Below are 18,079 nucleotides of genomic sequence, written 5' to 3'. Positions count from 1 at the left end.
TGCGAGCAGATTTCCTGCACTGTTGAAACCCGCTGCAACGCCTTTAATACTCTCCGGCGCGCGCCGCAAACCCGCATTTTACCGTTCGAATAAAGCCTCAATGTTCCGCATACTCGGCCCATGAACAGAGAACATGGCTATACCCTGATTGAAACCCTGCTCACCATGGTCGTGGTCGTCATTCTCGGCGCCAGCGGGCTGTACGGCTGGCAGAGCTGGCAACGGCAGCAGCGCCTGTGGCAAACCGCCTGCCAGGTCCGCGACTACCTGGTGCTGCTACGCGATGACGCCAACTGGCACAACCGCGACAGGGTATTAAGCGTCGGCCAAAGCGCGGAGGGCTGGTGCCTGAGCGCCAGCGGGCCGATGGCCGACTGTCGCCTCAGGGACGCTTTCACGCTGCAACCGCTATGGCCGGAGGTCTCGCTCAGCGCGATGACGCCGGGGCTGGGGTTTTATGGCCTGCGTAATACTGCCTGGGCCGGGCATATCCGCTTGCAAAGCGCGGCGGGCGGCTGGAACATTATCGTTTCTCATTGGGGGCGTATCCGCCTGTGTCGCGGCGAGGAGACGGCATCGTGTCTGTAAAACAGCGCGGCTTTTCCCTGCCGGAAACGCTGATCGCGATGGCCATCAGCTCCGTGCTGCTGCTCGGCAGCGCGCGTTTTCTTCCGGCGCTGCAGTGGGCCGCGCTTCGCCAGACCCGGCAGCAGTCGCTGGAAAATGAGCTCTGGCAGCGAATCTACACCGTCGCGAAGCATCTGCAGCGCGCCGGATACTGCCGCGGCCGCTGTTACGGGCAGGCGCTGTATATCGCAGAGGGCGGTGATTGCCTGCTGGTGAGCTGGGATAGCAACAGCGATGGCGTCTGGAATAGCGCGCCGTCATCGGAATCGGATACCACCGGGTTTCGCCTGCGCGATGGCGCGCTGGAAACCCTGCGCGGCGCAAGCGCCTGCAGTGGCAAAGGCTGGGAGAAAATGACCAACCCGGCGGCGATTCAGGTCACCGCGTTTCAGGTTACGCGCCTGGAGAGGGCGGGCTTCGCGCCTGAATTATCGATTACCCTTGCGGCGCACTCGGTCGCCGACCCGCAAATCCGCGCGCGGGCGGAATACGGCGTAACGGGATATAACCTGTGAATCGCCAGCGCGGGCTCTCTTCGCTGCTGATGGTGCTGCTGCTGTTAGCGCTCGGCACGCTATTACTCCAGGGGCTGCACCAGCAGCAGCGTTCGCTGTTAGCGCAGACGGCCAGCGAAACGCGGGCGCTTGGCGATGCCGCTGATGCGCATTCCGCGCTGCAGTGGGGAAAGGGGCTCGTCTGGCCGCTTCAGGAAACGGTTAGCTGCCAGCAGAACGCGGCGCTCGGCTGGCGCGCCTGCCTGCGAGTCTTTAGCGACGCCTCGGTATTGCTGATTGGCGGCAGCGATGGCGGCGGCATACTGCTGTGGCAGTCAGGCGTAATCGAACAAAACCGCGTCCGCTTTTCGCCTCACGGCTGGAGCGATTTTTGCCCGTTAAAGGAGGCAAGCCTATGCCAGATGCCCTGAGGCGGCAGAGAGGGTTTAGCCTGCCCGAAACGCTGCTGGCTTTAGTCTTGCTTATCGCAACCGTGACCGCGCTGGCGGGCTATCAGCGTGGGCTGGCCAACGGCTTTATGCAGCTCAACCAGTACCGTCAGCTGTGGCGCGATGCGTGGCGATTCAGTCAGCTTAGCCCACCGGTGATTCCCGCGAATCGCCAGGTATCCCGCATGCAGACATCGGTGCAAAGATGTGTCAGCATCACGGTAACGATCACGATGCCCGCAGCCAGGCGGGCGCAGATGACCCGGCTGCACTGCCCGGTCAGTCAGTAGCCAGGAGCGAATATGTTAAGGGTGTACCACTCAAACCGTCTGGATGTGCTTGAAGCCTTGATGGAGTTTATCGTCGAGCGCCAGCGGCTGGATGACCCTTTTATGCCGGAAATGGTGCTGGTACAGAGTACCGGGATGGCGCAGTGGCTGCAGATGACGCTGGCGCAGCGCTTCGGGATTGCGGCCAACATTGAGTTCCCGCTACCCGCCAGTTTTATCTGGGACATGTTCGTGCGGGTGTTAAAAGATATTCCCGGAGAAAGCGCGTTCAGCAAGCAAAGTATGAGCTGGAAACTCATGACCCTGCTACCGCAGCGGCTGAACGATGAAGCCTTTACGCTACTGCGCCACTATCTGCACGACGATAGCGACAAGCGCAAGCTGTTTCAGCTGGCCGCCAGAGTGGCGGATCTCTATGACCAGTATCTGGTTTATCGCCCCGAGTGGCTGATGCGCTGGGAGGCCGACCAGCGCGTTGACGGGCTTGGAGACGCGCAGGAGTGGCAGGCGCCGCTGTGGAAAGCGCTGGTGGAATATACCGCTGAGCTGGGCCAGCCGCTGTGGCATCGCGCCAATTTATACCAACGCTTTATCAGCGCGCTTGAGGCCGCCGAACAGCCGCCCGCCGGGCTACCGTCGCGGGTGTTTATCTGCGGGATTTCGGCGCTGCCGCCGGTATACCTGCAGGCGCTCCAGGCGCTGGGTAAGCATGTCGATGTATATGTTCTCTTCACTAACCCGTGCCGCTACTACTGGGGCGACATTAAAGATCCGGCATTTCTGGCAAAGCTGCTCTCCCGCCAGCGCCGCCACCACCGCGAAACGACGCGAGAGCTGCCTCTGTTTCGCGATACGCAACAGGCTCCGGGGTTATTCAACGATGCCGGGGAACAGGATGTCGGCAATCCGCTGCTGGCCTCCTGGGGCAAGCTGGGGCGCGACTATATCTACCTGCTGGCGGGTCTTGAGCGCTATGAAGAGCTGGACGCCTTTGTCGATATCGCGCCGGATAACCTGTTGCATAATCTTCAGGCGGATATTCTCGAACTGCGTAATGCGGCGGTGGCCGGGCGCAGCGCCGAGGAGTTTGCCAACAGCCGCAGCAAGCGGCTGCTGGCGGCGGACGACCGCAGCCTGACGATTCATGTCTGCCATAGCCCGCAGCGCGAGGTTGAGGTGCTGCACGACCGGCTGCTGGCGATGCTCGAAGAGAATCCCGAGCTCACGCCGCGCGATATTATCGTCATGGTGGCGGATATCGATAGCTACAGCCCCTATATTCAGGCGGTCTTCGGCAGCGCCAGCGGCGAGCGCTGGCTGCCGTGGGCGATATCCGACCGGCGGGCCCGCGAATCGCATCCGGCGCTGCAGGCGTTTATCACCCTGCTTTCGCTGCCCGACAGCCGCTTTGCCAGCGAAGACGTGCTGGCGCTGCTGGATGTGCCGGTGCTGGCCGCGCGCTTTAACATTAACGAAGAGGGGCTACGCTACCTGCGCCAGTGGGTTAACGAATCCGGCGTACGCTGGGGAATGGATGACGACAACGTGCGTGAACTCGATCTCCCGGCTACCGGCCAGCATACCTGGCGCTTTGGCCTGACGCGTATGCTGTTGGGCTACGCCATGGACAGCAGCGAAGGGGAGTGGCGCTCGGTGCTGCCTTATGATGAGTCGAGCGGGCTTATCGCCGAGCTGGTGGGCAACCTGGCATCGCTGCTGATGCAGCTTAATCTCTGGCGCCGCGGGCTGGCCCAGGATCGCCCATTAGCCGAGTGGCTGCCGGTATGCCGCGACCTGCTGAACGACTTCTTCCTTCCGGACAGCGAAACGGAAGCCGCCCTGGCGCTGATAGAACAGCAGTGGCAGGCGGTGATTGACGGCGGAGTCGACGCGCAGTATGGCGAAACGGTACCGCTCTCTTTGCTGCGCGATGAGCTGTCCCAGAGGCTCGATCAGCAGCGCATCAGCCAGCGCTTTCTCGCCGGCCCGGTTAACATTTGTACCCTGATGCCGATGCGTTCAATTCCTTTCAAGGTGGTCTGCCTGCTGGGGATGAACGACGGCGTTTATCCGCGCACCCTGGCGCCGCTGGGCTTCGATTTAATGAGCCAGAAGCCGCAGCGCGGAGACCGTAGCCGTCGCGACGACGACCGCTATCTGTTCCTTGAAGCCCTGATGTCGGCCGAGCAGAAGCTCTATATCAGCTATATCGGCCGTTCCATTCAGGACAATAGCGAGCGCTATCCCTCCGTTCTGGTTCAGGAGCTGGCGGACTACATCGGCCAGAGCCACTGTCTGGAAGGGGACGAAGAGCTGGACTGCGATGCCAGCGAACGGCGGGTCAAAGAGCACATCACGCATCTGCATACCCGCATGCCTTTCGATGCCGCCAATTTTCTGGCTAATGAAGATCAAAGCTATGCCCGGGAATGGCTGGCGGCCGCCAGCCAGCAGGGGGAAGCGCACGGCGCGTTCATCCAGCCGCTACCGGTACCGGACATCGATCACTTACCGTTCGAACAGCTGCTGCGCTTCTGGCAGCATCCTGTTCGCGCGTTCTTTCAGCAGCGGCTGCGGGTGAATTTCCGCTCGGAGGAGAGCGAGATCCCCGACGATGAACCTTTTACCCTCGAAGGGCTGAGCCGCTATCAGCTGAACCAGCAGCTGCTCAATACGCTGATTGAGCAGCAGGACGCCTCGGCAATGTATCGCCGCTTCCGTGCCGCCGGGGAGCTACCCTATGGCGCGTTCGGCGAACTGGCCTGGGAGACCCAGCGTCAGGAGATGCAAAATCTGGCCGAACGGGTGATCGCCTGCCGCCAGCCGGGGCAGAGCATGGAAATCGATCTGCAATGCAACGGAGTCAACATCACCGGCTGGCTGCAGCAGGTACAATCCGACGGTTTGCTGCGCTGGCGGCCTTCGCTATTAAGCGTGGCGCAGGGGATGCAACTTTGGCTGGAGCATCTTGTCTATTGTGCTAGTGGCGGTACCGGCGAAAGTCGGCTGTTTGTGCGCAAAGAGGGCGAGTGGCGTTTTCCACCGCTGGCGCAGGAGCAGGCCCAGGTCTACCTCAACGATCTGGTTGACGGTTACCTGCAGGGAATGTCCAAACCGCTGCTGCTGCTGCCGGAAAGCGGCGGCGCATGGCTAAAAGTCTGTTATGACGCCGAAAAGGATGTCATGTTAATGGACGAAGAGACGCAGCAAAAAGCGCGCAGTAAATTTCTTCAGGCTTATGAAGGGAACATGGTGGTCAGCGGCGAAGGTGCCGACGTCTGGTATCAGCGCCTGTGGCGCACGCTGGAAGCGGAATACTATGAAGAGATCCTGACGCAAACGCAGCGTTATTTGCTACCGGTGTTTCGTTTCCATCAGTCCGAATAACATTGTAATAGTATAAAAATTGCGCACTGGATGGCAGTTCATTTATGATGCGCAACGAATCACGGACTGATGTTTATAAAGGCTGCCAATTATGCAGCGCCAGGTTTGTTAATGATGAGGTCCGTGAATGCCCCGCAGTTTATGGTTCAAGGTTATTGTTTTACTGGCCGCCCTTTGGGCGCCGTTAAGTCAGGCAGACACCGGATGGCAACCGATCCAGGAAACCATCCGTAAAAGCGAAAAAGATACCCGTCAATATCAGGCGATCCGCCTCGATAACGGCATGGTAGTGCTGCTGGTTTCCGATCCCCAGGCGGTAAAATCGCTGTCGGCGCTGGTCGTTCCCGTGGGATCGCTGCAGGATCCCGCCGAGCATCAGGGGCTGGCCCACTTCCTGGAGCATATGACGCTGATGGGCTCGAAAAAGTATCCCCAGCCTGACAGCCTCGCCGAGTATCTCAAAATGCACGGCGGCAGCCACAACGCCAGCACCGCGCCGTACCGCACCGCCTTCTATCTTGAAGTGGAAAACGATGCCCTGGACGGCGCGGTCGATCGCCTGGCCGACGCCATCGCCGCGCCGCTGCTGGATAAAAAATATGCCGACCGCGAGCGTAATGCGGTTAACGCCGAGCTCACGATGGCGCGTACCCGGGACGGGATGCGAATGGCGCAGGTTAGCGCGGAAACCATTAACCCGGCGCACCCCGGCTCGCAGTTTTCCGGCGGTAACCTTGAAACGCTGAGCGACAAGCCCGGTAAACCGGTGCTTGATGCCCTGCACGCCTTTCGCGATAGCTGGTATTCCGCCAACCTGATGAAAGCGGTGATCTACAGCAACAAGCCGCTGCCGGAGCTGGCGAGCATCGCGGCGGCCACCTACGGTCGCGTGCCGAACCACGATATCAGCAAACCGGAGATTAACGTCCCGGTGGTGACCGATGCGCAAAAGGGCATCATCATTCACTACGTTCCGGCGATGCCGCGTAAAGTGCTGCGCGTGGAGTTCCGCATTGATAACAATAGCGACAAGTTCCGCAGCAAAACCGACGAGCTGGTGACCTATATGATCGGTAATCGCAGTCCCGGCACGCTCTCAGACTGGCTGCAAAAGCAGGGGCTGGTTGAAGGGATTCGCGCGGACTCCGACCCGGTGGTGAACGGCAACAGCGGGGTGCTGGCTATATCCGCGACCCTGACGGACAAAGGTCTGGCGCACCGCGATGAAGTTACCGCGGCCATCTTCAGCTACCTCAATCTGCTGCGCAGCCAGGGAATCGATAAGCGCTATTTTGATGAGCTGGCCCACGTGCTGGCGCTCGACTTCCGCTACCCGTCCATCAACCGCAATATGGATTACGTCGAATGGCTGGCGGACACCATGATCCGCGTGCCGGTCGAGCATACGCTGGACGTTGTCAACATTGCCGATCGCTACGATCCGCAGGCGATCGAAGACCGCCTGGCGATGATGACGCCGCAAAACGCCCGCATCTGGTACATCAGCCCGAAAGAGCCGCATAACAAGACCGCCTACTTCGTCAATGCGCCCTATCAGGTGGATAAGATCAGCGAGCAGACCTTTGCCGACTGGCAGCAGAAGTCCAGCGCCATCGACCTCAAGCTGCCGGTGCTGAACCCCTTTATTCCGGATGATTTCAGCTTAATCAAAAGCGACAAGGCTTACCCGCATCCGCAGCTGATTGTAGATGAACCGACGCTGCGGGTGATTTACGCGCCGAGCCAGTACTTCGCCAGCGAACCGAAAGCGGATATTTCGCTGGTTCTGCGTAACCCGCAGGCAATGGACAGCGCCCGCCGGCAGGTGATGTTTGCGCTCAATGATTATCTGGCGGGCATTGCGCTCGACCAGCTCAGCAACCAGGCGGCGGTCGGGGGGATCAGCTTCTCTACCGGCGCGAATAACGGCCTGATGGTTAACGCCAACGGCTATACGCAGCATCTGCCTGAGCTGTTTAACGCCCTGCTCGACGGTTACTTCAGCTATACGCCAACCGAAGAGCAGCTGGAGCAGGCTAAATCCTGGTATGCCCAGATGATGGATTCGGCGGATAAAGGCAAAGCCTACGATCAGGCGATCATGCCGATTCAGATGGTTTCTCAGGTGCCGTACTTCCAGCGCGAAGAGCGTCGGGCGCTGCTGCCATCGATCACCCTGAAAGAGGTGCTGGAATACCGCGATAATCTCAAGGCGAAAGGGCGACCGGAGCTGATGGTCATCGGTAATCTTACCGCCGATCAATCCACCGCCATGGCGCGGCAGATTCAAAAACAGCTGGGCGCCGACGGCAACGAGTGGTGCCGTAACAAAGACGTTCTGGTCGATCGTAAACAGCTGGCGATTTTTGAAAAAGCGGGCAACAGTACCGATTCCGCGCTGGCCGCCGTCTTCGCGCCGCCGAACGTGGACGAATACGCCAGTTCTGCCGCCAGCTCGCTCCTCGGGCAAATCGTACAGCCGTGGTTCTATAACCAGCTACGTACGGAAGAGCAGCTGGGCTACGCGGTCTTCGCCTTCTCGATGAACGTTGGCCGCCAGTGGGGGATGGGCTTCCTGCTGCAAAGCAGCGATAAGCAGCCGGCTTACCTCTGGCAGCGTTTCCAGGCCTTCTTCCCCACGGCGGAAGCCAAACTGCGGGCAATGAAGCCGGAAGAGTTTGCGCAGATTCAGCAGGCGGTGATCGGTCAAATGCTGGAAGCGCCGCAAACGCTGGGCGATGAAGCGTCGAAGCTGAGCAAAGATTTCGATCGCGGTAATATGCGCTTCGATTCACGTGATAAAGTAGTGGCTCAGATTAAACTGCTGACGCCGCAAAAGCTTGCCGACTTCTTCCATCAGACGGTGGTGGATCCGCAGGGCATGGCAATTCTCTCCCAGGTTTCCGGTAGCCAGAATGGCAAGGCGGAATACGCGCATCCGCAGGATGGCAAAGTCTGGGAGAACGTCAGCGCATTGCAGAAATCCTTACCCCTGATGCGAGAGAATGAATGACCGACACCGCCGAGTCTCTTGACCCACTGCGCTTGCCCCTGACGGGCGAGCGCCTGATAGAAGCCTCTGCGGGCACAGGAAAAACCTTTACCATTGCCGCCCTCTATCTGCGGCTGCTGCTGGGGCTGGGCGGGGAATCCGCCTTTCCCCGCCAGGTCAGCGTGGAAGAGCTGCTGGTAGTGACCTTTACCGAAGCGGCGACCGAAGAGCTGCGCGGGCGTATTCGCAGCAATATCCACGAGCTGCGTATCGCCTGCCTGCGCGAAAGTACCGACAATCCTCTTTACGCCGGGCTGCTGGCGGAAATCGCCGATAAAACCCAGGCGGCGCAAACGCTGCTGCTGGCCGAACGGCAGATGGACGAAGCGGCGGTATTTACCATTCACGGCTTCTGCCAGCGGATGCTGAGCCTTAACGCCTTTGAATCCGGCATGCTGTTCGAACAGCAGCTGATTGAAGATGAATCCCGCCTGCGCTATCAGGCCTGCGCCGACTTCTGGCGTCGCCACTGTTACCCACTGCCGCGTGACATCGCGGCGGTTATCCACGAAGCGTGGAAAGGGCCGCGCGATCTGCTGAAATCCATCGACCGCTGGCTACAGGGAGAGGCGCCGCAGCTCAAATCGCCGCCGCCGGCTGACGAAACGCTGGCCGAACGCCATCAGCAAATTATCGAACGCATCAACGCGCTGAAGCAGCAGTGGCTGGCACAGGTGGGCGAGGTTGAGGCGGTGCTGGAAAACTCGGGCCTCGACCGGCGCAAGTTTAATCGCGGCAATCAGGGGAAATGGCTGGAGAAAGTGACCGCCTGGGCCCAGGAAGAGACCCTGAGCTACCAGCTTCCGGATGCGCTGGAGAAGTTCTCCCAGGCCTTCTTGCTTGAGCGCACCAAAGCAGACGGCGCGCCGCCGGTACACCCGCTGTTCAGCGCGGTAGAAGCGCTGCTGGCGACACCGTTAACCTTGACCGACCTGGTGATTGCCAGGGCGATGGTTGAAATCCGCGAAGCGGTCGCGCGGGAGAAACGCCGCCGCGGCGAGCTGGGCTTTGACGATATGCTTAGCCGCCTGGATGACGCCCTGCGCGGGGAGAGCGGCGAAGCGCTGGCCAGCGCGATTCGCCAGCGCTTTCCGGTAGCGATGATCGACGAATTTCAGGATACCGACCCCCAGCAGTACCGAATCTTTCGCCGCATCTGGCGGCGCCAGGCAGACACCGCGCTGCTGCTGATTGGTGATCCCAAGCAGGCCATTTACGCCTTCCGCGGCGCGGATATCTTTACCTACATGAAAGCGCGTGGGGACGTCACCGCCCACTATACGCTCGATACCAACTGGCGCTCCGCGCCGGGGATGGTTGATAGCGTCAATCGCCTGTTTAGCCTCAGCGATAACCCCTTTATGTTCCGCGAAATCCCGTTTATGCCGGTGAAGTCGGCCGATAAAAACCAGGGGCTGCGCTTTACCGTCGATGATGCTGCGGTACCGGCGATGAATATCTGGCTGATGTCGGGCGAGGCCGTCGGGGCGGGGGATTACCAGGCGTTTATGGCCCAGCTGTGCGCGGCACAAATTCGCGACTGGCTCAGCGCGGGCCAGCAGGGCAAGGCGCTGCTGTGGCGCGGTGAAAAAGCTGAACCCGTGCGGGCTTCGGACATCACGGTGCTGGTGCGCAATCGTCAGGAGGCGTCGTTAATTCGCGATGCCCTTCAGCTGCTGTCGATTCCCTCCGTTTATCTCTCCAATCGCGATAGCGTGTTTGAAACCCCCGAGGCGCAGGAGCTGCTGTGGGTGCTGCAGGCGGTGCTGGCCCCCGAGCGGGAAAATACCCTGCGCAGCGCGCTGGCGACCGCAATGTTCGGCCTCAACGCGCAGGACATTGAAAACCTCAACCAGAGCGAACGGGCCTGGGATGAGCTGGTAGAAGAGTTTAGCGGCTACCGGCAAGTCTGGCGGCAGCGCGGCGTGATGCCGATGCTGCGGGCGCTGATGACCGCGCGGCGTATTGCCGAAAACCTGCTGGCGACCAGCGGCGGCGAGCGGCGCCTGACCGATATCCTGCATATCAGCGAGCTGCTACAGGAGGCGGCGAACCAGCTGGAGAGCGAACATGCGCTGGTGCGCTGGCTGGCGCAGCATATCGCCGAGCCGGATAGCAACGCCTCCAGCCAGCAGATGCGCCTGGAGAGCGATAAGCACCTGGTGCAGATCGTCACCATCCATAAATCGAAAGGGCTGGAGTATCCGCTGGTCTGGCTGCCGTTTATTGCGCGTTTCCGTAAACAGGATCAGGCGTTTTATCACGACAGAACCTCCTTTGCCGCCGTTCTCGACCTGGGGCAGGCGGAGGGCAGCATGGAGCTGGCGGAGGCCGAACGCCTGGCCGAAGATCTGCGCCTGCTTTACGTCGCGCTGACCCGTGCGGTCTGGCACTGCAGCCTTGGCGTTGCGCCGCTCAGCACCCGGCGCAGCGACAAGCCCGGCGCCAGCGATTTTCACCACAGCGCGCTGGGCCGCCTGCTGCAGGGCGGGGAAGCGATGGATGCCGCAGGGCTGATGGCCCGTCTGCAGGCGTTCTGCAGCGGGGAGATCGCCCTGCAGCTCCCGGATACGGCTGCGCCAACGCCGTGGCAGGCTCCGCAGGCGGCGCTACCGCCGCTTTCAGCCCGTTTGCTCGCGCGTTCGGTGACCGATGACTGGCGGGTCACCAGCTACTCCGGCCTGCAGCAGAATGGACACAGCGCGGCGCAGGATCTTCTGCCGCGTCTGGATGTCGATGCCGCCGGCGTCGGTGAGGTTGCGGAAGAGCCGCAGCTTACTCCGCACCAGTTCCCGCGCGGCGCGTCGCCGGGGACGTTTCTGCACAGTTTGTTCGAAGATCTCGATTTTACCCAGCCGGTTCCCGCCGACTGGATGGCGGCCAGGCTCCAGCTGAGCGGCTTCGAGGAAAAGTGGACCCCGGTACTGACCGCATGGCTCGACGGCGTGCTGCGTACCCCTCTGCCCGGCGCGGGGATTGCCCTTAATCAGCTGAGCGAAGGCGATAAACAGGTGGAGATGGCGTTTTATCTGCCCATCGAACAGCCGCTGGATCCCCTGCGTCTGGATGCGCTGATTCGTCAGTACGATCCGCTCTCCGTGGATACCCCAACGCTCGATTTCCGCCAGGTGCGTGGGATGCTGAAAGGCTTTATCGACCTGGTGTTTCGCCACAACGGCCGCTATTACCTGCTGGATTACAAATCCAACTGGCTGGGGGAAAATCGCGAGGCTTATACCCAGGACGCGATGCGGCAGGCAATGCGTTCGCACCGTTACGATTTGCAGTACCAGCTCTATAGCCTGGCGCTGCACCGATATTTACGCCACCGCATTGCCGATTATGATTACGAACGCCACTTCGGCGGCGTTATTTATCTCTTTTTACGCGGCATGGACGGGCAGGACGGCGGGCAGGGTATCTTCACCACCCGGCCGGCGCTGCCGCTGATTAACGGCCTCGATGCGCTGTTTGCCGGGGAAACCCAGGAGGTTGTGCTATGACCATGGATGAACTGTTACTGCAGGCGGTTGAACAGCGCCTGCTGCGCCCGCTGGACGTCCAGTTTGCGCTCATGGTGGCGCAGGAGGCGCATCCGGCGGTGAAGCTCACCGCCGCCATTCTCAGCCGCGATGCCGGTGAAGGCCACGTCTGCCTGCCGATTTCGCGTCTCGCCGAGGATGAGCTGCTGAGCGCAAAAGCGGCAGGCCTGAGTGAGCAGATCCTTGAGCTGACCGGCGCCCCGGACGGCTGGCTGCCGCTGCTTAACGATGCTGAGGCGGTCAGCGGCGGTGAGCGCCCGACGCCGATGATCCTCTGCGGCGAACGGCTTTACCTCAACCGCATGTGGCGCAACGAATTAACCGTCGCGCGCTTTTTCAATGAGGCCAATCAGGTGCTGGAGGTGGATGAAGCCCGGCTGGCTTCGACGCTCGATGCGCTGTTTCCGCCCGCTGAGGAAACGGACTGGCAAAAAGTGGCGGCTGCGGTCGCCCTGACCCGACGGATTTCGGTGATTTCCGGCGGTCCGGGTACCGGTAAAACCACGACCGTCGCTAAACTGCTGGCCGCGCTGATCCAGACATTCTCCAGCCCGCGCTGCCGGATTCGCCTGGCGGCGCCGACCGGTAAAGCCGCGGCGCGCCTGACCGAGTCCCTCGGCGCTGCGCTGCGCTGCCTCCCTCTCAGCGACCAACAAAAGGCGCTGGTGCCCACCGAAGCCAGCACCCTCCATCGCCTGCTGGGCGCGCAGCCCGGCAGCCAGCGGATGCGCTATCACGCCGGCAACCCGCTGCATCTTGACGTGCTGGTGGTGGATGAAGCCTCTATGATTGACCTGCCGATGATGTCGCGCCTGATCGACGCGCTGCCTGAGCACGGAAGGGTGATTTTCCTTGGCGACCGCGATCAGCTGGCGTCGGTAGAGGCCGGAGCGGTGCTGGGGGATATTTGCGCCTGGGTTAATGCAGGCTATACCCCGGCGCGGGCGGCACAGCTCGCCCGGTTGACCGGCCAGCCGGTGCCGGCGGGCGAGGGCAACGTTGCCGGTGCGCTGCGCGACAGCCTGTGCCTGCTGCAAAAAAGCTACCGTTTTGGTCGCCATTCCGGGATCGGCCATCTGGCGTGGGCGGTGAACAGCGGCGAGCGCAGCGCGGTACGCGCAACGCTGCGTCAGTCGTTCGACGATATCGCCCTGTATCCGCTGAGCGCCACCGAAGAGTATGAAGCGATGCTGAATCAGGCGCAGGCGGGCTACGGCCGCTTCCTGCAGCTGCTGCGCGCGCGGGCTGAGCCCGAAGAGATGATCGCCGCCTTTGGCGAATTCCAGCTGCTGTGCGCGCTGCGCGAGGGTCCGTATGGGGTCAGCGGCGTGAACGAACAGCTGGAGCAGATGCTGAACCGCAAGCGGGCGATCGCGTTACCGCGGCATTCGCGCTGGTATGAAGGACGGCCGGTGATGATATCCCGCAACGACAGCGCGCTGGGGCTGTTTAACGGCGATATCGGCATCGCGCTGGAAAGAGGCGATGGCCTGCGCGTCTGGTTCTCGATGCCCGACGGCAGCATCAAGTCGGTACAGCCAAGTCGTCTGCCGGAGCACGATACCGCCTGGGCGATGACGGTGCATAAATCGCAGGGGTCGGAGTTCGATCACGCGGCGCTGATCCTGCCTTCGCGCAGCGTGCCGCTGGTAACCCGCGAGCTGGTTTATACCGCCATTACGCGTGCGAAACGGCAGCTGTCGATCTATGCCGATGAGCAGGTGCTGACTCAGGCGGTGGCTGCGCGTACCGAACGACGCAGCGGCCTGACGGATATCTTTTCCGCCCAGTGAGGTTTTCCCCGGTCGGCCGCGCGCTTTCCGGGGAGAAGGGATCAGGCCAGGTCTGCCATCAGCACCTTGGAGCGGCGCTGATAGTTGTACATCTCTTTTTTGCTCTCCGGCAGCAGGTCGACGTCGACCGGCGTAAATCCGCGCTCCTGGAACCAGTGAATGCTGCGGGTCGTAAGAACAAACAGCTTGCTGAGGCCCATTTGCTTCGCCTGCGCGGCAATGCGTTCGAGCAGCACTTCACCGCGCGATGAGCTGCGGTAATCCGGATGTACCGCCACGCAGGCCATTTCGCCGATCTTCTCTTCCGGGAAAGGATAGAGCGCGGCGCAGGCGATGGTGGTGTTGTCGCGCTGAATAATGGTGAATTTATCGATTTCCATCTCCAGCTGTTCGCGCGAACGCCTGACCAGAATGCCCTGCTGCTCCAGCGGGCTAATCAGCTCGAGGATGCCGCCGATATCGTTAATGGTGGCGCGGCGGATCTGCTCGGCGCTCTCCATCACTATCTGGGTACCGATACCGTCGCGTGAGAACAGCTCCTGCAGCAGGGTACCGTTTTCCTGATAGCTGATCAGGTGGCAGCGGCGCACGCCGCTGCGGCAGGCTTTTACCGCGCCGCGCAGAAAGCGCACGGTGCCGGAGCTGTAGTCTTCGTCCGCTTCCATCTCTTCCACCCGCGCCTGGGCTTCGTTGGGGAACAGCTCAGGGACGATCTCGCCATCCTGATTGTGAACCCCCTGCGATGAGCAGAAGCCGATCATCTTTTCGGCTTTCAGCTTAATCGCCAGCTGGGTCGCAATCTCTTCGGAGGTCAGGTTAAAACTTTCGCCGGTGACCGACACCGCAACCGGGCCCATCAGCACAATCGCGCCGTTATCCAGCTGGCGGTGAATGGCTTCTTCATCGATGCGCCGGATGCGCCCGCTGTGGCAGTAGTCTACGCCGTCATCCACGCCTAACGGCTGCGCGATAATGAAGTTGCCGCTGACCACGTTGATATGGGCGCCCTGCAGCGGCGTGTTGTTGAGGCTCATCGACAGGCGAGCGGTAATTTCCAGCTGCAGCATGCCCGCCGCCTGCTTAACCAGCTCGAGCGTTTTGGCGTCAGTCACTCGGGTTTGTTTATGATAAACCGGCTCGTGACGATGCTCCGCCAGGTTGGCATCGATCTGCGGGCGGGCGCCATAGACCACCACCAGACGAATCCCCAGGCTGTGAAGCAGGCCAATGTCATTGACTATACTAGAGAAATTATCATGCTCGATGGCTTCCCCGCCCAGCATGATGACAAACGTTTTACCCCGATGGGCATTAATATAGGGGACAGAATGGCGGAATCCCTCTACCAGTTCGGTGCGACGTTCCTTCACCATGACACAACCTCAATGCATGATTATTCGTAATTACTGTATTTTTATTCTGTTTCGCCGGCAAACGCAAGCCCCAATTTTTGGCTGAGCCGGGAAAACAGTGTGAGCCAAATCAGGGTGTCAAAGATTGTTTACCCTTTTATAGATGACAGGTTATGCGCCTTTCGTTAAAGTTTCCGGTCAATCTGTTTGTTTTAAATACGAATGATTTCTTACTGCTTGGGAGTGGCATGTCGGGATACAAGTCAGGATTAAGCCGCCGCCGATTTTTACAGGGGGCGGGCGCCATGTGGTTAATGAGTGTGAGTCCGGTTGGGTTGGCAGCCGCGGCGCAGGTGGTTGCCGTACGCGTCTGGCCATCATCGACCTACACGCGCGTCACCGTGGAGTCCAACCATATCCTGAAATATCGGCAGTTTGCGCTCAGCAATCCTGAACGTGTGGTGGTGGATCTGGAAGGGGTTAATCTCAACTCCGTACTGAAAGGTATGGGGAGTCAGATTCGCGGTGACGATCCCTATATTCAATCCGCTCGCGTGGGGCAGTTCGATCCGCAAACCGTGCGCATGGTGTTTGAGCTGAAACAGAACGTGAAACCGCAGCTGTTTGCGCTGGCTCCGGTCGCCGGGTTTAAAGAGCGACTGGTCATGGACCTCTATCCCGCTAACGCCACCGACGTGCAGGATCCGCTGCTGGCGCTGCTCGAAGATTACAACAAAGGCGATCTGCAGCGGCAGGTTCCGCCTGCGGAGAGCGGGCCTAAACCGGGTAAAGCCGGGCGCGATCGGCCTATCGTTATCATGCTCGATCCCGGCCACGGCGGCGAAGACTCCGGCGCGGTGGGAAAATACCGCACCCGCGAGAAAGACGTGGTGCTGCAGATTGCCCGGCGGCTGCGCGCGCTGATCGAGAAAGAGGGCAATATGAAGGTCTATATGACCCGCAACGAGGATGTCTTTATCCCGCTGAAGGTCCGCGTCGCCAAAGCGCAGAAGCAGCGCGCCGACCTGTTTGTCTCTATTCACGCCGACGCGTTTACCAGCCGCCAGCCCAGCGGATCGTCGGTGTTTGCCCTGTCAACCAAAGGGGCCACCAGTACCGCGGCTAAATATCTGGCGCAGACCCAGAACGCCTCGGACCTGATCGGCGGCGTCAGCAAAAGCGGCGATCGCTACGTCGACCACACGATGTTCGACATGGTGCAGTCGCTGACGATCGCCGACAGCCTGAAGTTCGGCAAGGCGGTGCTGGAAAAGATGGGCAACATTAATAACCTGCACAAGAACCGGGTTGAGCAGGCGGGCTTCGCGGTGCTGAAGGCGCCGGATATTCCATCGATTCTGGTGGAAACCGCGTTTATCAGTAACGTCGAAGAAGAGCGTAAATTGAAAACGGCGAAATTCCAGCAGGAAGTTGCAGAGTCGATTCTGGCAGGGATTAAAGCCTACTTCGCCGACGGCGCGACGCTGGCAAGGCGAGGGTAACGCAACAGGAAAGTGAAATGGCTCTATTAAAGAGCGCGCACGGCGGTAATATCCGCGAGGCCGCCGCGCTTATGGGCATCTCTGCGGCGCAGCTGCTGGATTTTAGCGCCAATATTAATCCGCTGGGGATGCCGGAAAGTTTAAAGCGCGCCATCCTCGACAATATGGCCTGCGCCGAACGCTACCCTGACGTTGAGTATCAGCAGCTGCACCTTGCGCTGGCGGAACACCATCAGATCCCCGCCTCGTGGATCCTCGCCGGAAACGGCGAAACCGAAGCGATCTTTACGCTGGTTCAGGGGCTGAAGCCGCGCCAGGCGATGATCGTCACCCCGGGCTTTGCCGAATACCGCCGGGCGCTGCAGTCGGTGGACTGCGCGGTGCGGGAATTTCTGCTGCGCGAGGCGGATGGCTGGCAGCTCACCGGGGCGATTCTTGACGCCCTGACGCCGGATCTGGACTGCTTATTTCTCTGCACGCCGAACAATCCTACCGGCCTGCTGCCCGAGCGCCGTCTGCTGGAGATGATTGCTGAACGCTGTCGGTCGCTGGGCATTGCCCTGATTCTCGATGAAGCGTTTATCGATTTTATCCCCGACGAGCCGGGATTTATTCCGCTGCTGGGCCACAACCCGCACGTGTGGGTGCTGCGTTCGCTGACCAAGTTTTATGCCATTCCCGGCCTGCGTCTGGGGTATCTGGTCAATGGCGATGCGCGGGCGGTGGCGAGAATGCGCGAGCGCCAGATGCCGTGGTCGATAAACGCGTTTGCCGCCCTGGCGGGGGAGATCATTCTCCAGGATAGCGCCTACCAGCAGCAAACCTGGCAGTGGCTGGCGGAGGAGGGGCAGCGCTTTTACCATCAGCTGCGCCATATTCCCGGCCTGACGGTCTATCCCGGGCGGGCAAACTATCTGTTTCTGCGCTGCGACGTGGCGGATCTGGATCTGCAATACGGGATGCTGCAACAGCACATCCTGATCCGCAGCTGCGCCAACTACCCGGGGCTCGACGGGCGCTACTTCCGCGTCGCGATCCGCAGCCAGCAGGAAAATACCCGGCTGCTGGCGGCCTTCAGGCGGATATTTAACGAGTAGATGTCTGCCGCCATTGTTCTTCTGCGGTTCTCCCGGTGGCGCTGCGCTGACCGGGCTACGGGTTTACAGCCGTCTGCGGGCCGGTAGCCCGCCTCCGGGGAAGGTGCACAGCATGAGGTTTTGTTGCGGTCTTCTTCCCGGCTCGCGCTACGCTTAGCCGGGCTACGGGTTCATAGCCGTCTGCGGGCCGGTAGCCCGGACAGGCGCGCAGCGCCGCCTCCGGGGAAGGTGCACAGCATGAGGTTTTGTTGCGGTCTTCTCCCCGGCTCGCGCTGCGCTTAGCCGGGCTACGGGTTCATAGCCGTCTGCGGGCCGGTAGCCCGGACAGGCGCGCAGCGCCGCCTCCGGGGAAGGTGCACAGCATGAGGTTTTGTTGCGGTCTTCTTCCCGGCTCGCGCTACGCTTAGCCGGGCTACGGGGTTACAGCCGTCTGCGGTCCGGTAGCCCGGACAGGCGCGCAGCGCCGCCTCCGGGGAAGGTGCACAGCATGAGGT

The 18,079-nt window shown here is 60.8% G+C and carries 11 protein-coding genes; 10 read left to right on the top strand and 1 reads right to left on the bottom strand.

Annotated elements, in window-relative coordinates:
* The first annotated feature begins 120 nt into the window (after nt 1-120).
* From FQK12_RS23780 to recD, 8 genes are all read left to right on the top strand, one after another.
* Complete coding sequence (locus FQK12_RS23780; RefSeq protein ID WP_004853857.1) at nt 121-588, top strand: prepilin peptidase-dependent protein; 468 nt, start codon at nt 121-123, stop codon at nt 586-588.
* Nucleotides 579-1,142 (top strand): prepilin peptidase-dependent protein, encoded by a 564-nt coding sequence (locus FQK12_RS23775; protein ID WP_014226658.1) that lies wholly within the window; start codon nt 579-581, stop codon nt 1,140-1,142. The genes FQK12_RS23780 and FQK12_RS23775 overlap by 10 nt, the downstream gene beginning before the upstream one ends.
* On the top strand, nt 1,139-1,552 hold the full coding sequence (locus tag FQK12_RS23770; RefSeq protein ID WP_014226657.1) for a DUF2509 family protein: 414 nt from the start codon (nt 1,139-1,141) through the stop codon (nt 1,550-1,552). The genes FQK12_RS23775 and FQK12_RS23770 overlap by 4 nt, the downstream gene beginning before the upstream one ends.
* Nucleotides 1,537-1,860, top strand: coding sequence for a prepilin-type N-terminal cleavage/methylation domain-containing protein (locus FQK12_RS23765; RefSeq protein ID WP_014226656.1), 324 nt, complete (start codon nt 1,537-1,539; stop codon nt 1,858-1,860). Before FQK12_RS23770 ends, FQK12_RS23765 begins: the two co-directional genes overlap by 16 nt.
* Before the next feature lie 12 nt (nt 1,861-1,872).
* Entirely contained in the window at nt 1,873-5,247 is a 3,375-nt protein-coding gene (gene recC / locus FQK12_RS23760; protein WP_014226655.1) for an exodeoxyribonuclease V subunit gamma, read from the top strand.
* Between the two features lie 127 nt (nt 5,248-5,374).
* Nucleotides 5,375-8,260, top strand: a complete 2,886-nt coding sequence (gene ptrA / locus FQK12_RS23755) for a pitrilysin (RefSeq protein ID WP_014226654.1) — start codon at nt 5,375-5,377, stop codon at nt 8,258-8,260.
* A complete protein-coding gene (recB, locus tag FQK12_RS23750) occupies nt 8,257-11,802 on the top strand; it encodes an exodeoxyribonuclease V subunit beta (protein ID WP_014226653.1) in 3,546 nt (1,181 codons plus the stop codon). The genes ptrA and recB overlap by 4 nt, the downstream gene beginning before the upstream one ends.
* Nucleotides 11,799-13,634: an exodeoxyribonuclease V subunit alpha gene (recD, locus tag FQK12_RS23745; RefSeq protein ID WP_014226652.1), complete on the top strand. Its 1,836-nt coding sequence runs from the start codon at nt 11,799-11,801 to the stop codon at nt 13,632-13,634. The genes recB and recD overlap by 4 nt, the downstream gene beginning before the upstream one ends.
* Before the next feature lie 41 nt (nt 13,635-13,675).
* On the opposite strand, the gene argA is transcribed toward recD, so the two are convergent.
* Entirely contained in the window at nt 13,676-15,007 is a 1,332-nt protein-coding gene (argA, locus tag FQK12_RS23740; RefSeq protein WP_004853841.1) for an amino-acid N-acetyltransferase, read from the bottom strand.
* Nucleotides 15,008-15,234: 227 nt separating this feature from the next.
* Between argA and amiC the strand changes: the two genes are divergently transcribed.
* On the top strand, nt 15,235-16,488 hold the full coding sequence (amiC, locus tag FQK12_RS23735; protein ID WP_014226651.1) for an N-acetylmuramoyl-L-alanine amidase AmiC: 1,254 nt from the start codon (nt 15,235-15,237) through the stop codon (nt 16,486-16,488).
* Between the two features lie 17 nt (nt 16,489-16,505).
* Complete coding sequence (gene cobD, locus FQK12_RS23730; protein ID WP_014226650.1) at nt 16,506-17,585, top strand: threonine-phosphate decarboxylase CobD; 1,080 nt, start codon at nt 16,506-16,508, stop codon at nt 17,583-17,585.
* Nucleotides 17,586-18,079: the final 494 nt, after the last annotated feature.

The organism is Klebsiella sp. ME-303 (genome assembly GCF_007910085.1).
Lineage (GTDB): Bacteria > Pseudomonadota > Gammaproteobacteria > Enterobacterales > Enterobacteriaceae > Klebsiella > Klebsiella michiganensis.
This window is presented reverse-complemented; position numbering and strand designations above follow the sequence as displayed.

What these genes read in the sequence shown, in the direction of transcription:
- FQK12_RS23780 (WP_004853857.1), top strand. Translation starts at nt 121, where the DNA reads ATGAACAGAGAACATGGCTATACCCTGATTGAAACCCTGCTCACCATG.
- cobD (WP_014226650.1), top strand. Translation starts at nt 16,506, where the DNA reads ATGGCTCTATTAAAGAGCGCGCACGGCGGTAATATCCGCGAGGCCGCC.
- recC (WP_014226655.1), top strand. Translation starts at nt 1,873, where the DNA reads ATGTTAAGGGTGTACCACTCAAACCGTCTGGATGTGCTTGAAGCCTTG.
- recD (WP_014226652.1), top strand. Translation starts at nt 11,799, where the DNA reads ATGACCATGGATGAACTGTTACTGCAGGCGGTTGAACAGCGCCTGCTG.
- amiC (WP_014226651.1), top strand. Translation starts at nt 15,235, where the DNA reads ATGTCGGGATACAAGTCAGGATTAAGCCGCCGCCGATTTTTACAGGGG.
- argA (WP_004853841.1), bottom strand. Translation starts at nt 15,007, where the DNA reads ATGGTGAAGGAACGTCGCACCGAACTGGTAGAGGGATTCCGCCATTCT.
- FQK12_RS23765 (WP_014226656.1), top strand. Translation starts at nt 1,537, where the DNA reads ATGCCAGATGCCCTGAGGCGGCAGAGAGGGTTTAGCCTGCCCGAAACG.
- recB (WP_014226653.1), top strand. Translation starts at nt 8,257, where the DNA reads ATGACCGACACCGCCGAGTCTCTTGACCCACTGCGCTTGCCCCTGACG.
- ptrA (WP_014226654.1), top strand. Translation starts at nt 5,375, where the DNA reads ATGCCCCGCAGTTTATGGTTCAAGGTTATTGTTTTACTGGCCGCCCTT.